This is a genomic window from Streptomyces endocoffeicus (assembly GCF_016741935.1).
Lineage (GTDB): Bacteria > Actinomycetota > Actinomycetes > Streptomycetales > Streptomycetaceae > Streptomyces > Streptomyces endocoffeicus.
In genome coordinates, this window is sequence record NZ_JAERRG010000017.1 from 62,015 (window position 1) to 75,508 (window position 13,494).

Sequence of the window (13,494 nt, forward strand, 5' to 3'; positions counted from 1 at the left end):
AAGCGTAGAACGGGGCCGCGGGAGGGGGCCTGTGAGGTAGGGCTCAGTGGTCAGTCGTAGGTCAGTAGTAGGGGAAGGATCAGGGATCGACCACTAGTCGCGATAGATCGCGACTGGGTACGCTGAGCCGGTGGATGAGCAGCAGCCCGTGCCCTTGACCAAATCCGCCCCCGCTCCGGCGCCCAGGGCCGCGTCGGCCCCGGCGCCCGCTTCTGCCGCGCCAGCTTCTGCCGCGCCCGCTTCTGCCGCGCCCGCGCCCGCGCCCGTCGCGGAGGCGGAGCTCCGCGCGTCCGACGCGGATCGCGACCGGATCGCGGACATCCTGCGGGAGGCCCTCGCCGAGGGGCGGCTCCAGCCGGAGGAGCACGCCGAGCGGATCGACGCGGTGTATCGCGCCAAGACCCTCGGCGAGCTGGAGCCCCTGGTGCGCGATCTGCCCACCGCTCCCACCCGCGGCGCCGCCTCCGCCGCCGCGCGCGACGCGGGGTCGGGGTGGCCGCGCTCCCTCCCCGAGTCGGAGAACCTGGTGGCGGTCTTCGGCGGTTCGACGCGCAAGGGCCGCTGGCGGGTCAGGCGCCGTACGAACGCCCTGGCGGTCTTCGGCGGCGTCGAGATCGATCTGACCGAGGCGGTCTTCGAGCAGCAGGAGATCGTCATCCATGTCGTGGCCGCTTTCGGCGGGGTGGATATCAAGGTCCCGGAGAACGTCTCGCTGCGCGGTTCGGGCGCGGGCATCCTCGGTGGTTTCGACGTCACGACGTACGAGGCGCAGGATCCCGACGCACCGGTGATCCACGTCACCGGGTTCGCCGTCTTCGGCGGTGTGGAGGCCAGGCCCAAGCGGGGTAAGCGGCTGAAGAACCTGCGAGCATAAGCCCTGAAGAAGGGGTGTGCACGGGGAAGTTCCGGGTGGGACAACGGTGTGCATAAGCGCGCGCACAGCGGGTAAGGCTTGGTGCATCGTCTCTCGTACGGCTGATGGGGGTGCTCACGGGGCCGTACACCTCGAGGCGGGCAAGGGTGACCACCGGAGCCGTCGTCAGGAGTAGACCGTGCTGCAACCGCATCAGCCCCTGCTGGAAGCCGCCGTGCCCCCGCAGCGCGTCCCCGCGCGGGATCAGGCCGGCCCCTGGCACTCGGAGGCGGTGTGCCGACGGGACGAGGCCGGGCTGTTCTTCGCTCCCTCCAAGGAGCCCACGGCTGCCAGGCTGTCGCGGGAGGAGGCCGCCAAGCGCGTCTGTGCGCGCTGCCCGGTCATGGTCGAGTGCCGGGAGCACGCACTGCTGCAGCCCGAGCCGTACGGAGTGTGGGGCGGGCTGACCGCGGCCGAGCGCCGGGTCGTGCTGGCCCGCCGCCGGCGCCGGGAGGCGGAGCTGCAGCGCGCGGTGCGGGTCGCCGCCGCCGGCTGAACTCTTCGGGACCTGGGCCGGGCACCGCCGGGAGGCGGGACCCGGCCCTTGTCATGCGGCGTCTGTCATACGGGGTTCGTCATGCGGGGGCTGCGATGCGAGGTCTGTCATGCGGCGTCCGCTGAACGCCGCCTCGGTTGAACGCCGCCTCGGCTGAGCGCCGCCGTCACCTCGCTCAGCTCGGCCGTTCGAAGTCGACCGAGGCGTAGGCGCGCAGCTTGGCGAGCCGGTGGGTGGAGTCGATCTGCCGGATCGTCCCCGACTTGGACCGCATGACCAGCGACTGGGTGGTGGCGGTCTCCGCGCGGTACCGCACCCCGCGCAGCAGATCCCCGTCGGTGATGCCGGTCGCGACGAAGAACACATTGTCGCCGCTGACCAGGTCGTTCGTCTCCAGGACCTGGTCGAGGTCGTGGCCCGCGTCGAGGGCGCGCTGCCGCTCCTCGTCGTCCTTGGGCCACAGCTTGGCCTGAATGGTGCCGCCGAGGCACTTGATCGCGCAGGCCGCGATGATGCCCTCCGGCGTGCCGCCGACGCCCAGCAGCAGATCCACACCGGTGCTCTCGCGCGCGGCCATGATCGCGCCGGCCACATCGCCGTCGGAGATGAACTTGATCCGGGCGCCCGCCTCCCGGATCTCCTTGACGATGCCCTCGTGACGGGGGCGGTCCAGGACCACCACGGTGACGTCCTCGGGGCTGGACTTCTTCGCCTTGGCGATCCGGCGGATGTTCACGCCGGGGGGCGCGGTGATGTCGACGAACTCGGCGGCGTCGGGGCCGGTGACCAGCTTGTCCATGTAGAAGACGGCCGACGGGTCGAACATGGTGCCGCGCTCGGCGACCGCGAGGACGGAGACGGCGTTGGCCATGCCCTTCGCGGTGAGCGTGGTGCCGTCCACCGGGTCCACGGCCACGTCGCACTCCGGGCCGGTGCCGTCGCCCACGCGCTCACCGTTGAAGAGCATCGGGGCCTCGTCCTTCTCCCCCTCTCCAATGACGACGACGCCGTTCATCGAGACGGTGTGGACGAGGGAGCGCATGGCCTTGACGGCGGCGCCGTCGGCGCCGTTCTTGTCGCCGCGGCCCACCCAGCGTCCGGAGGCCATGGCACCCGCCTCGGTGACCCGGACGAGTTCCAGGGCGAGGTTGCGATCGGGAGCCTCGGGGCTGACCTCTAGCTGGGACGGGAGATGGTGCTCGGTCATCGGAGCGCACCTTTCTGTACGGCGACGGACCGTGAGGGCCCCTCCGCCCCGCGAGGGGGATCAGGAGGGTGAGGGTGTTCATGACTTTATCCGCTGATTGGCTAAGTGAGCAGATAGCCCCACGCATGAGCGCGGCCCTGTTGCGAGGTGCGGCGACCCCATGAGGGACGATAGGGGGCGTGGCAGGTATGCGTGGCAAAGAGACGGTCCGGGACATGGTGCTGTCGCTGGCGGCGATCGGCGTCGTCGCGGCGGCCATCTACCTCTTCGGTATCCCGCATGACGAGGGCCCCAAGGGCGCCGGGGTGAAGACGGTGAACTACCGCGTGGAGCTGGCCACGGCCCGCCGCGCCGCCCCGTACCCGGTCGCCGCCCCCGATCCCGGGACCCTGCCCAAGGGCTGGCGCGCGACCTCGGTGACCTACCGCCCGGCCGCCGCGGAGGACGGCGCGCTCTGGCACCTCGGCTTCCTCGACCAGAACGAGGAGTACATCGCGGTCGAGCAGAGCGACGGCAAGCCCGTGCCGTTCGTAGAGGAGGTCACCCAGCAGGCGCGGGAGACCAAGCGGACGCAGCGGATCGACGGCAAGGACTGGGTCCGCTACGACGGCGACAAGTACGACGCGCTGGTGCGCACGGAGCCGGGCGTGACCACGGTGGTCACCGGGACGGCGTCGTACGGGCAGCTGACGAAGATGGCCGCGGCGCTCACCCAGAAGAAGGGCTGAGCGAGACGCGGGCCCTTGGGCCGGACCGCCGGTCCGAGCCAAGGGCCCGCGTCTCATCGCGCGTGATCGAGCGGTCGATCAGACCGCGGTCGATCAGACCGTGGTGATGACGTCGCCGTAGTCCAGGCGGGGGCTACGGGGGAACCAGGCGTCCTCGCCCGGCTTGCCGATGTTGATGACCATCAGCGGGGTGTGGTCCTCGTCCAGGAACTCCTTCTGGATCCCGGCCGGGTCGAAACCGGTCATCGGACCGGCGGCGAGACCGGCGGCGCGGATGCCCAGGATGAAGTAACCGGCCTGCAGCGAGGCATTGAGCGCCGCGGCCTGCTCGCGGGAGCCACGCTCGGAGAAGAAGACGTCCTTGGCCTGCGGGAAGTGCGGGAAGAGCGCGGGCAGCTCCTCGTGGAACTCGTTGTCCGCGGCGAGGATCGCGACCAGCGGGGCGGTCGAGGTCTTGGGCTGGTTGCCCTCGGCCATGTGCTGGACCAGCCGCTCACGGGCCTCGGGCGAGCGGACCAGCACGATACGCAGCGGCGACTGGTTGAACGCGGTCGGCGCGTACTTGATCAGGTCGTAGATCGCCTGCACCTGCTCCTCGGTCACCGGCTCATCGGTGAACGTGTTGGCAGTGCGGGCCTCGCGGAAGAGCAGGTCCTGGGCGGCGGGGTCGAGAACGAGTGCCATGGAAGAAACCTCTGCATAAGCGGGGATATCGCTGACGGGCTCCACTGTACGACGCTTAGATTAATGTTCAACTAAAAAGCTGGTGTGGGGTGGGGAAGGTGCGCTGAATCACAATGCGAAGCCCGGCGGAGCCGGTTGAGCGCGGTGGATCGGGTCCCGCCGGTGGGCGGCGCCCGACGAGCCCAGCCTCCCGCCGCGTCGGCGGGCGCGGGCGCCCCGCCTCCGCCGGACCCGTTGCGGGCCGCCGGAGGACGGCGCGATCGAGTGCGGCCGGTCGAAGGGGCAAGGCCGACAGCGACCGATCGATACCGAACGCCGATCAAGCGCGGCCAGCCGACGGCGAGCGCCGGTGGAGCGCGGCCGGTCGCGGCCGGTCGAGGCCCGCCGGTGGGCGGCGCGATCGAGTGGTGCCGGTTCGACGGCGTGCAAGGTCAGCGGCGGCCGGCGGTAAGCGATGGGCGGCGGCCGGTCAGCTCTCGGCGGGGTTCTCCGTGCCCTCGCCGGATGGGGCACCGACCGCGGCCTTCGACGGCGGGTGCCGGACGGTGTGCGGTCAGCCCTCCCCGGCGCTCTCCGCTTCCTCGGCGCCTTCGGCGCCCTTCGCGCCTTCGTCGTCCGCCAGCGCCGCGTCCAGCCGGGCCCTCGCGCCCTCCAGCCAGTGGCGGCAGACCTTTGCCAGCTCCTCGCCGCGCTCCCACAGCGCCAGCGACTCCTCCAGGCTGGTGCCGCCCGCCTCCAGGCGGCGGACCACCTCGACCAGCTCGTCCCGCGCCTGCTCATAGCCGAGCGTGGTCTCCGCCCGCGCGCTCTGCCCAGCCTGCCCGTCCGTCTGCCCGTTCGTCTGCCCGTCCGGCCCGGTCTGCTCGTCCGTCTTCGCCATACCCCTCACCCTATTCAGCGGGTCCGACAGCGACCCGCACCCGGAACTCGCCCTCGGAGACCCGCGCCCGCAGCTCCTCGCCCTCCGCGACCTCCTCGGCCGCCCGCACCACCGAGCCGTCGGGGTGCTGGAGCACCGCATAGCCGCGGCGCAGCGTCGCGGCGGGGGAGAGCGCCACCACCCGCGCCTGGGTGTGGGTCAGCTCGGAGTCGGCCCGGTCGAGCAGATGGCCCAGGCAGCGGCGGGCGCGCTCCAGCACCGCCGTGATCCGCTCCTCGCGCTCGTCCACCATGCGGTGCGGCTCCCGCATGCACGGCCGGGCCAGCGCGGCGGCGAGCCCCCGCTCCTCCCGGTCCAGTAGCCCGTGCACACTGCGCAGCGCCCGCTCCCGCAGCTGCTGGACGCGCATCAGCTCCTCGCCCACGTCCGGCACGATCTTCTTCGCCGCGTCCGTGGGCGTGGAGGCGCGCAGATCGGCGACCAGGTCCAGCAGCGGCGAGTCCGGCTCGTGGCCGATCGCGGAGACCACCGGCGTACGGCACGCGGCCACCGCCCGGACCAGCTGTTCGTCCGAGAACGGCAGCAGGTCCTCCACGCTGCCGCCGCCGCGCGCCACCACGATCACGTCCACCTCGGGCAGCGCGTCGAGCTCCTTGACGGCCTCGATCACCTGCGGCACCGCGTGCACCCCCTGCACGGCCACATTGCGCACCTCGAAGCGGACGGCGGGCCAGCGCAGCCGCGCGTTCTCCAGCACATCGCGCTCGGCGGCCGAGGCGCGCCCGCAGACCAGCCCTATCAGCTGCGGCAGAAACGGCAGCGGCTTCTTACGGTCGGCAGCGAACAGCCCCTCCGCCGCCAGCCCCTTCTTCAACTGCTCCAGGCGCGCGAGCAGCTCGCCCACGCCCACCGGGCGGATCTCGGCGGCCCGCAGGGACAGCTGGCCCCGCGGCGCGTACCACTCCGGTTTGGCGTGCACCACGACCCGCGCACCTTCGGTGACCGTGTCCGCGATCTTGTCGAAGACGGCGCGGAAGCAGGTGACGGTCAGCGAGATGTCGTAACTGGGGTCGCGCAGGGTCAGGAACACCACACCGGCGCCGGGGCGCCGGGACAGCTGGGTGATCTGCCCCTCGACCCAGACCGCGCCGAGCCGGTCGATCCAGCCCCCGATCAGCCGGGACACCTCGCCGACCGGGATCGGCGCCTCCGCGGACGTGTTGACAGCCATGACGGTGAGCGTATCGGCCACCACCGACAGCGGCGGGGGCCATCGCCCACACCAGGGGGCCATCGCCCACACCAGGCAGGGGATCGTCGCCCACACCAGGGGCCATCGCCTCCACCAACCGACGGACCCCGCGGTCATCGCCCCTACCATGGGGGACATGACTGCAACCTCCGCCCGCCGGGTCCTGCTCGCGGCCCCCCGTGGCTACTGTGCCGGTGTCGACCGAGCCGTGATCGCCGTCGAGAAGGCCCTGGAGCAGTACGGCGCGCCGATCTACGTGCGCAAGGAGATCGTCCACAACAAGTACGTCGTCCAGACCCTGGAGAAGAAGGGCGCCATCTTCGTCGACGAGACGGAGGAGGTGCCCGAGGGCTCCATCGTGATCTTCTCGGCGCACGGTGTCGCGCCGGTGGTCCACGAGGAGGCCGCCACGCGCAAGCTGGCCACCATCGACGCCACCTGTCCTCTGGTCACCAAGGTCCACAAGGAAGCAGTCCGGTTCGCCAAGGAGGACTACGACATCCTCCTGATCGGCCATGAAGGCCATGAAGAGGTCATCGGCACCAGCGGTGAGGCCCCCGAGCACATCACCCTGGTCGACGGCCCCGACGATGTGAAGAACGTCGAGGTGCGGGACGAGTCCAAGGTCGTCTGGCTCTCCCAGACCACCCTCTCGGTCGACGAGACCATGGAGACCGTGGACGCGCTCAAGGAGCGCTTCCCGCGGCTCATCAGCCCGCCCAGCGACGACATCTGCTACGCCACGCAGAACCGCCAGATCGCCATCAAGCAGGTGGCCGCCGAGTCCGACTTGGTGATCGTGGTCGGCTCCAAGAACTCCTCCAACTCGGTGCGGCTGGTGGAGGTCGCCCTCGGCGCGGGCGCCAAGGCGGGCCATCTGGTCGACTACGCGAGCGAGATCGACGAGGCATGGCTGGAGGGCGTCAGCACGGTCGGCGTGACCTCGGGCGCCTCCGTTCCGGACGTGCTCGTCGAGGGTGTCCTGGAGTGGCTGGCCGAGCGCGGCTTCGGCGATGTCGAGGTCGTCCAGCCCATGCAGGAGTCGCTGACCTTCTCGCTGCCCAAGGAGCTGCGCCGGGACCTGCGCGCCGAGGCCGCCGCGGCCTCCGGTGAGCAGGAAGCGTCGGCGTCCGCCGCCCGGCCGGAGGGGTCGCAGCTGTGACGTACGGCCAGGGGGACACGGGGGCGTCCGCGGCGAAGGTGTTCGGCATCGACATCGGCGGTTCGGGCATCAAGGGCGCCCCGGTGGACCTGGACCGGGGTGAGCTCGCCCAGGACCGCCATAAGGTGCTCACCCCACATCCGTCCACGCCCGAGGCGGTCCTGGACGGTGTGGTGGAGGTCGTCCGGTACTTCCACTGGTCAGGGCGGCCGGTCGGGGTGACCTTCCCGGGTGTGGTGAAGAACGGTGTCACCCTTACCGCCGCGAATGTCGACAAGAGCTGGATCGGCACCGATCTGGCGTCGCGCCTCACCGAGCGGCTGGACTGCCCGGTCACAGTGTTGAACGACGCCGACGCGGCCGGGGTCGCGGAGGCGACGTTCGGCGCCGCCCGCGGCATCAAGGGCACCGTGATCGTGCTCACCCTCGGCACCGGCATCGGCAGCGCGGTCTTCACCGACGGGCATCTGCTCACCAACACCGAGCTGGGCCATCTGGAGCTGGACGGCCACGAGGCGGAGAAGCGGGCCTCGACCAAGGTCAAGGACGACCACGAGCTCAGCTGGTCGCACTGGGCGCGCCGGGTGCAGAAGTACCTCCATCACCTGGAGATGCTCTTCTCTCCCGAGCTCTTCGTGCTGGGCGGCGGGGTGAGCCGTAAGGCGGACAAGTTCCTGCCGCTGATCGAGGGCGTCAGGGCCGAGATCGTGCCGGCGCAGCTTCAGAACAACGCGGGGATCGTGGGTGCCGGGATGGCCGCGGCCGCTGCTGCCGGCGACGCCGGGTGACCAGCACGGCCCGCCGTACGAGCACGATCACCACGGTCAGCAGCGTCCCCGCGTAGAGCCAGCCGGCCTGCAGCGACAGCGCGGTGAACACCCCCACCGCCTGTCCGCTGAAGCCCGTCGAGCCCTCGTTGATCGGCAGCAGCCCGACCGTATAGGCCAGCGGCGCCGCCACCGGCGCCGCCAGCAGATCGGCGGGCCGCACCCACAGCCCGCAGGCCGCGCAGGCGGGCAGGAAGAGCACGCTGTAGACGGTGGGCGAGCCGGAGAGCAGCAGCGCGTCCAGGCAGCCGATGCCGAGCATGGTGAGCGTGGTCAGCAGCCCCGCGCCCAGCCCGGTCAGCCGGGGATCGGGAAGGGACAGCCCCCGCGCCCGCCGCAGGACGGCGGGCAGCGCCGCGGCCGCTCCGGACGGCCCCGTACGGCGTGCGGCGGGCCGAGGCGCCCGGGCCGCACCGCCGGGCCGGCCCCGGTCCTGACCCGTGCTTCTGCCGCGTCCCGGATACGTGTCGTCCGCGGCCGGACGGGGCGGCGGTGCCGCCGCGCGGCGGGGCGTGCGCGTGCTGTAATGCTCCACCCGACCAACGTAGGTCGCCGGAGGGCCAGAATCCGGTCTTGGACACGCCCTTCGCAGGACCTTGGCAGTGTGTTCGACCGATTGTCAGCCCGGCCGGGTGATCGAGGGCGGCCCCGTAGACTGGTGGACCGGCCCCGGCTCCACCGGGGCCTGTCATCGGTCCGCACATCCCCGCCACGGGAAGCTACGGGAAGTCGTCAACGTGTCGCTCACGATCGGAATCGTCGGTCTGCCGAATGTCGGCAAATCGACCCTGTTCAACGCCCTCACCAAGAACGACGTGCTGGCGGCCAACTACCCGTTCGCCACCATCGAGCCCAACGTCGGCGTGGTCGGCGTCCCCGACCCCCGCCTCGACAAGCTCGCCGAGATCTTCGGCTCGGCCCGCAAGCTGCCCGCCACCGTCGACTTCGTCGACATCGCGGGCATCGTCAAGGGCGCCTCGGAGGGCGAGGGCCTGGGCAACAAGTTCCTGGCGAACATCCGTGAGTCGGACGCCATCTGCCAGGTCATCCGCGCCTTCAAGGACGAGAACGTCGTCCACGTCGACGGCAAGATCTCGCCGAAGAGCGACATCGAGACCATCAACACCGAGCTGATCCTCGCCGACCTCCAGACCATCGAGAAGGTGCTGCCCCGCCTGGTCAAGGAGTCCCGGATCAAGAAGGACAAGCAGCCCCAGGTCAAGGCCGTCGAGGAGGCCAAGGCCATCCTCGAAGAGGGCCGCACCCTCTTCTCCGCCGGCATCGTCCAGGGCAGCGAGCGCGCCGCCGTCCTCCACGAGCTGCACCTGCTCACCACCAAGCCCTTCCTCTACGTCTTCAACGTCGACGAGGAGGAGCTCACCGACGACTCCTTCAAGGCCGAGCAGCGCGCCCTCGTCGCCCCTGCCGAGGCGATCTTCCTCAACGCCAAGCTGGAGGCCGACCTCGCCGAGCTCGACGAGGACGAGGCCCTGGAGCTCCTCCAGTCCGTAGGCCAGGACGAGCCCGGCCTGGCCACCCTCGCCCACGTCGGCTTCAACACCCTCGGCCTCCAGACCTACCTCACCGCCGGCCCCAAGGAATCCCGCGCCTGGACCATCAAGAAGGGCGCCACGGCCCCGGAGGCGGCCGGTGTCATCCACACCGACTTCCAGAAGGGCTTCATCAAGGCCGAGGTCATCTCCTACGGAGACCTCGTCGAGACGGGCTCCGTCGCCGAGGCCCGCGCGGCCGGTAAGGCGCGCATGGAGGGCAAGGACTATGTGATGCAGGACGGGGACGTGGTGGAGTTCCGCTTCAACGTGTGATCGCGGCATTACTGTACGTCAATGCGATTGGTTTGACGTAGGTATCCAGGGTCGAGCCCTCTCGTGGGCTCGACCCTTCGTCGTTTCCATGTTGGGCTTGTTCACGCGAAAGACTGCGGAAGTGTGTCGACCGTCCAAGCCCACGAGGTCCACGGAGTCAGGTAGTTGGCGTACGCCGGACGTCCCGCGACTCCAGTAGGAGGGCGCGGAAGAACCCAACCCTTCGGCCGTCATGAGTACGACGCCTTGGTGCGTGACGTGCTCGCCGTCCCCGGAACAACTCCGGACGCTCCCATCTGAGGGATCCCGCTGTCGCCGAGCAAATCAGGGGCGAGCGTATGGGGGCGCAATGGCAGAGGTACGGTCTCATCGAAGCGGTTAGGCGCTACCACGAAGACCTTCGGTCGGGGAGTCGCCCGGGCTTGCGAGACGTCCTCGCGACAGAAATCATGCTGGCCCGTACGTGGGTTAGTGGCTGTAATTACTATTACTGCATCTCCGACTTCTACCCAAAATTCGTTGCCCTTCCGGCTGCTGCCGAAGCGTTGGGAATCGCCAGAACCACCGCTTACCGAATGGTGCGATCGGGATCTTTTCCCTGTCTGACCACGCGTATGGGGAGCAGTATCCAGGTACCTACGAAGGCCTTGATGCACTCACTGGACATTGCGGATATCATCGTTCACCTTGATGACGTGGAAAACGGGGCGGCTCACGTCGGCGAAAACTGACCTTGAGCCTTCATGCCATGACATGAGCCATGAACGGCTGGTGGCCTTCTTTCGCACTTCTGTGACGGTCAGCTCCGAATGGGATCACTGGACGGGTTCACTCTTTACTGAGCGAGGTCCGCGGCAACGGCGTTCCGCTTACCAGGCCTCGTGCTGGCTGGGTCCGGGCCCGTTACCGGAAGGCCATAATGATGCCCATCCGCCCTTGCGTGATCAGGTAGCCGAGTCAATCTCCAGCCCTGTGGTAGTGGAGCCCGCAGAGGTTGGTCATCGGTGGTCAGACGGTGCGGATGACAGGGGCAGGTTTGATGTCCTGGGCGTCGATGAGGGTGCCGATGTCGTTCGGGTCCGAGGTCCAGATGATGGCGCCGAGGCTGGCTGCCATGGTCACGACGGTGGCGTCGACGATGTCGGAGGTGCCGGCTTTGCCGCAGAGAATGCCTGCGGCTTTGGCGGTTTCGAGGCCGACGGGTACGACGTGGCACCCAGCGAGGAACTTGCCGAGTCTGACCTGGCGGCGGGAGTCCCGCCATGCCTGGCTGACGACGACGGACGGGACGTGGATGTCCCGTCCGTCTTCCAGGGCCAGGCTGTGGCGGGCCCACATGCGTCGGTCGTCGTTGTCGATGGCGATGAGTACCCCGGCGTCGTACAGGTAGGGGATGTTCACGCGGCCGAGGCTCCCGAGCTGCTGAGGTACTCGGCGTCGGCGGCGGCCAGGTCCGCGCGGGCGGCGGCGAGCTCTTCTGGAGTGAAGGCGCCGTGTTCGGCCTGCCACTCCTGGATGACGGCCCGGCTGGCCCGCAGGCGCAGCTCGCGTTCGGCTGCTCCGGCGACGAGGCGGGAGAGCGGGATGCCTTCTTCCTCGGCGGCTCCGGCCAGGGCTTCGACCAGGGATTCGTCGAGAGTGATAGTCACCTTCTTGGTAGCCATACATCAACCATAGCGTGGTATGGCCTTCGATGCTGATGCACGGATCACATGGTGGGGGGTGCGGAGGGCGGGAGCGCAATCAGTGAGGAAGGCTTTGTCGACTCGATGGCCCGCGGGGCTGCGGGTGAGGCTGGGTCCGTAGTCGCCAGAAAGGGCGGATTGGTGATGAATGTCTTGCTCGGCCGGGAGGTGGCGGTGCACGGTTTCGAGCACGGGCCAGTCGAAGGATCGGGACGGGCTGCCGGCCTCCATGCGCAATCTCGGCCCTCGATGCACGCCTCTGGCTCGATCTGCTAGGGCGGCTGGAGTGAAGTAAGATTCAATCTACGTAAGAATCTATCTACGTTAATCGCCCTGGGGTGTGTCGTGGAGTTCCAAGGCCGGGTCGGAGATCTTGAACTGCTGGCTGAGCAGTACCGGACGGTGGCAGAGGGGGGCGGAGCCACGCGAGGGCGGGCCTTGATCATGACTGGTCGGCGCCGTGTGGGGAAGTCGCGCCTGGTCCAGGAGTTCTGTGACCGTTCGGGAGCGCCGTACGTGGTCTTCCAGGCCACCCGGGGGCGTAACCCTGTAACTGAGCGCGCCGACTTCACCGCGACGCTCGGGCAGTCGCTACTGCCGGGGGCCGAGCTGGTCGCCGGTCTCCAGGCGCGGGACTGGAACCAGGCCCTGCGCTCGCTGGCGCTCGCGGTACCCGATGACTCACCCAGTATCGCGGTGATCGACGAGGTGCCCTGGCTGGTCGAGCAGGATCAGGAATTCGAGGGCGCACTCCAAACTGTCTGGGACCGTCACCTGTCCTCCAAGCCCGTACTACTGCTGTTGGTCGGCAGCGATATGTCGGTGATGGAGGCACTGCAGTCGTACGGGCGCCCGTTCTTCGGCCGGGCGGCGAAAATGACCGTCCACCCCCTGAATCTGGCTGATGTGCAGGCCATGACCGAGCTCGACGCCGCAGGGGCCGTTGATGCTCAGCTGATCACCGGCGGATTTCCCGAGATCGTGCAGTCGTGGCGGCCGGGTATGGGACGTACGGCCTTCTTGCAGGCTTCGGTCGCCAATCCACTCTCCCCGCTGTTGGTGGCCGGGGAGCTGTCCCTGCTGGGCGAGTTCCCCGAGGCTTCGCACTCACGAGCCGTACTGGAAGCGGTTGGCAGTGGGGAGCGCACGTTCAGTGCGATCGCGGCCCAGGCCGGCGGCGCCAGCGCGCTGCCGTCCGGCACGCTCTCCCCGCTGCTGGCCATGCTGCAGGCCAAGCGAGTCCTGGCCGCTGATCTCCCGCTGTCCGCCAAGCCGGACAGTAAGAACAAGCGCTACCGGATCGCTGACCCGTATGTACGGTTCTGGCTGGCCTTTTTGGCGCGCGTGATCCCACTCATCGAGCGCGGTCGGGGTGACTTGGCGCTGGCACGCATCGAGCGGTCGTGGACCACTTGGCGCGGTCGAGCCGTCGAGCCACTGATCCGCGAGTCCTTGCTGCGACTGATGCCCAATGACGAGTGGCCCGAGACCGAGGCCATTGGCGGTTGGTGGAACCGTCAGAACAACCCCGAGATCGATCTCGTCGGGGCGGACCGCGAGCCGGTGGCCCGGCAGGTGCACTTTGTCGGGTCGGTCAAGTGGCTGGAGACCCAGCCCTTCGGCCGTCACGAGTACGACGCCTTGGTACGTGACATGCTCGCCGTGCCCGGTACCGCCCCGGACACTCCACTGGTCGCGGTCTCCCGCTGCGGGGTGGCGGATGATCTGCCGCTCTCCGCGCACTGGGGCCCGGAGGATCTCGTGCGGGCGTGGCAGCCCCGATAGCCGCGGAGCAACGATGTGGTCCCTTCTTCTGCCGCGCGACGTCGTCGGG

At 69.3% G+C, this 13,494-nt stretch carries 15 protein-coding genes; 8 read left to right on the forward strand and 7 right to left on the reverse strand.

The annotated features are described in order from the left end of the window. Positions 1-130 precede the first annotated feature (130 nt). Both JK364_RS33910 and JK364_RS33915 read left to right on the forward strand, forming a co-directional pair. The gene (locus JK364_RS33910; RefSeq protein ID WP_201855194.1) at positions 131-874 is read left to right on the forward strand and encodes a DUF1707 SHOCT-like domain-containing protein; all 744 of its coding nucleotides are present in this window, start codon (positions 131-133) and stop codon (positions 872-874) included. A 178-nt stretch (positions 875-1,052) separates the two neighbouring features. Continuing rightward, entirely contained in the window at positions 1,053-1,409 is a 357-nt protein-coding gene (locus JK364_RS33915) for a WhiB family transcriptional regulator (RefSeq protein ID WP_020868722.1), read from the forward strand. A 175-nt stretch (positions 1,410-1,584) separates the two neighbouring features. Here JK364_RS33915 and glpX read toward each other — a convergent pair whose 3' ends face one another. Next, positions 1,585-2,616 carry a class II fructose-bisphosphatase gene (glpX, locus tag JK364_RS33920; protein WP_093464363.1) on the reverse strand — a complete coding sequence of 344 codons (1,032 nt, stop codon included), beginning with the start codon at positions 2,614-2,616 and terminating at the stop codon, positions 1,585-1,587. A gap of 188 nt (positions 2,617-2,804) precedes the next feature. Here glpX and JK364_RS33925 point away from each other — a divergent pair, with 188 nt between their 5' ends. Next, positions 2,805-3,344: a DUF4245 domain-containing protein gene (locus JK364_RS33925; RefSeq protein WP_201855324.1), complete on the forward strand. Its 540-nt coding sequence runs from the start codon at positions 2,805-2,807 to the stop codon at positions 3,342-3,344. 93 nt (positions 3,345-3,437) lie between these two features. Here JK364_RS33925 and JK364_RS33930 read toward each other — a convergent pair whose 3' ends face one another. The 3 genes from JK364_RS33930 to xseA form a co-directional block, all read right to left on the reverse strand. Further along, on the reverse strand, positions 3,438-4,028 hold the full coding sequence (locus JK364_RS33930; RefSeq protein ID WP_201855195.1) for a malonic semialdehyde reductase: 591 nt from the start codon (positions 4,026-4,028) through the stop codon (positions 3,438-3,440). Positions 4,029-4,581: 553 nt separating this feature from the next. Next, positions 4,582-4,908: an exodeoxyribonuclease VII small subunit gene (locus JK364_RS33935; RefSeq protein ID WP_201855196.1), complete on the reverse strand. Its 327-nt coding sequence runs from the start codon at positions 4,906-4,908 to the stop codon at positions 4,582-4,584. A gap of 10 nt (positions 4,909-4,918) precedes the next feature. Next, positions 4,919-6,139, reverse strand: a complete 1,221-nt coding sequence (xseA, locus tag JK364_RS33940) for an exodeoxyribonuclease VII large subunit (RefSeq protein ID WP_201855197.1) — start codon at positions 6,137-6,139, stop codon at positions 4,919-4,921. 148 nt (positions 6,140-6,287) lie between these two features. Here xseA and JK364_RS33945 point away from each other — a divergent pair, with 148 nt between their 5' ends. Together JK364_RS33945 and ppgK are read left to right on the forward strand one after the other, a co-directional pair. Beyond that, entirely contained in the window at positions 6,288-7,322 is a 1,035-nt protein-coding gene (locus JK364_RS33945) for a 4-hydroxy-3-methylbut-2-enyl diphosphate reductase (protein ID WP_201855198.1), read from the forward strand. Beyond that, positions 7,319-8,110 (forward strand): polyphosphate--glucose phosphotransferase, encoded by a 792-nt coding sequence (gene ppgK / locus JK364_RS33950; RefSeq protein WP_201855199.1) that lies wholly within the window; start codon positions 7,319-7,321, stop codon positions 8,108-8,110. Before JK364_RS33945 ends, ppgK begins: the two co-directional genes overlap by 4 nt. Here ppgK and JK364_RS33955 read toward each other — a convergent pair. Then, the gene (locus JK364_RS33955) at positions 8,016-8,684 is read right to left on the reverse strand and encodes a DUF6542 domain-containing protein (protein ID WP_201855200.1); all 669 of its coding nucleotides are present in this window, start codon (positions 8,682-8,684) and stop codon (positions 8,016-8,018) included. The genes ppgK and JK364_RS33955 overlap by 95 nt on opposite strands. 202 nt (positions 8,685-8,886) lie before the next feature. Between JK364_RS33955 and ychF the strand changes: the two genes are divergently transcribed. Together ychF and JK364_RS58170 are read left to right on the forward strand one after the other, a co-directional pair. Next, positions 8,887-9,975: a redox-regulated ATPase YchF gene (gene ychF, locus JK364_RS33960; protein ID WP_201855201.1), complete on the forward strand. Its 1,089-nt coding sequence runs from the start codon at positions 8,887-8,889 to the stop codon at positions 9,973-9,975. A gap of 449 nt (positions 9,976-10,424) precedes the next feature. After that, entirely contained in the window at positions 10,425-10,706 is a 282-nt protein-coding gene (locus tag JK364_RS58170) for a helix-turn-helix transcriptional regulator (RefSeq protein WP_372462047.1), read from the forward strand. Between the two features lie 277 nt (positions 10,707-10,983). On the opposite strand, the gene JK364_RS33970 is transcribed toward JK364_RS58170, so the two are convergent. Then, positions 10,984-11,376 carry a PIN domain-containing protein gene (locus JK364_RS33970; RefSeq protein WP_201855203.1) on the reverse strand — a complete coding sequence of 131 codons (393 nt, stop codon included), beginning with the start codon at positions 11,374-11,376 and terminating at the stop codon, positions 10,984-10,986. Continuing rightward, positions 11,373-11,639 carry a hypothetical protein gene (locus JK364_RS33975; RefSeq protein ID WP_201855204.1) on the reverse strand — a complete coding sequence of 89 codons (267 nt, stop codon included), beginning with the start codon at positions 11,637-11,639 and terminating at the stop codon, positions 11,373-11,375. The genes JK364_RS33970 and JK364_RS33975 overlap by 4 nt, the downstream gene beginning before the upstream one ends. A 366-nt stretch (positions 11,640-12,005) precedes the next feature. Between JK364_RS33975 and JK364_RS33980 the strand changes: the two genes are divergently transcribed. After that, positions 12,006-13,445 (forward strand): ATP-binding protein, encoded by a 1,440-nt coding sequence (locus tag JK364_RS33980; RefSeq protein ID WP_201855205.1) that lies wholly within the window; start codon positions 12,006-12,008, stop codon positions 13,443-13,445. Positions 13,446-13,494: the final 49 nt, after the last annotated feature.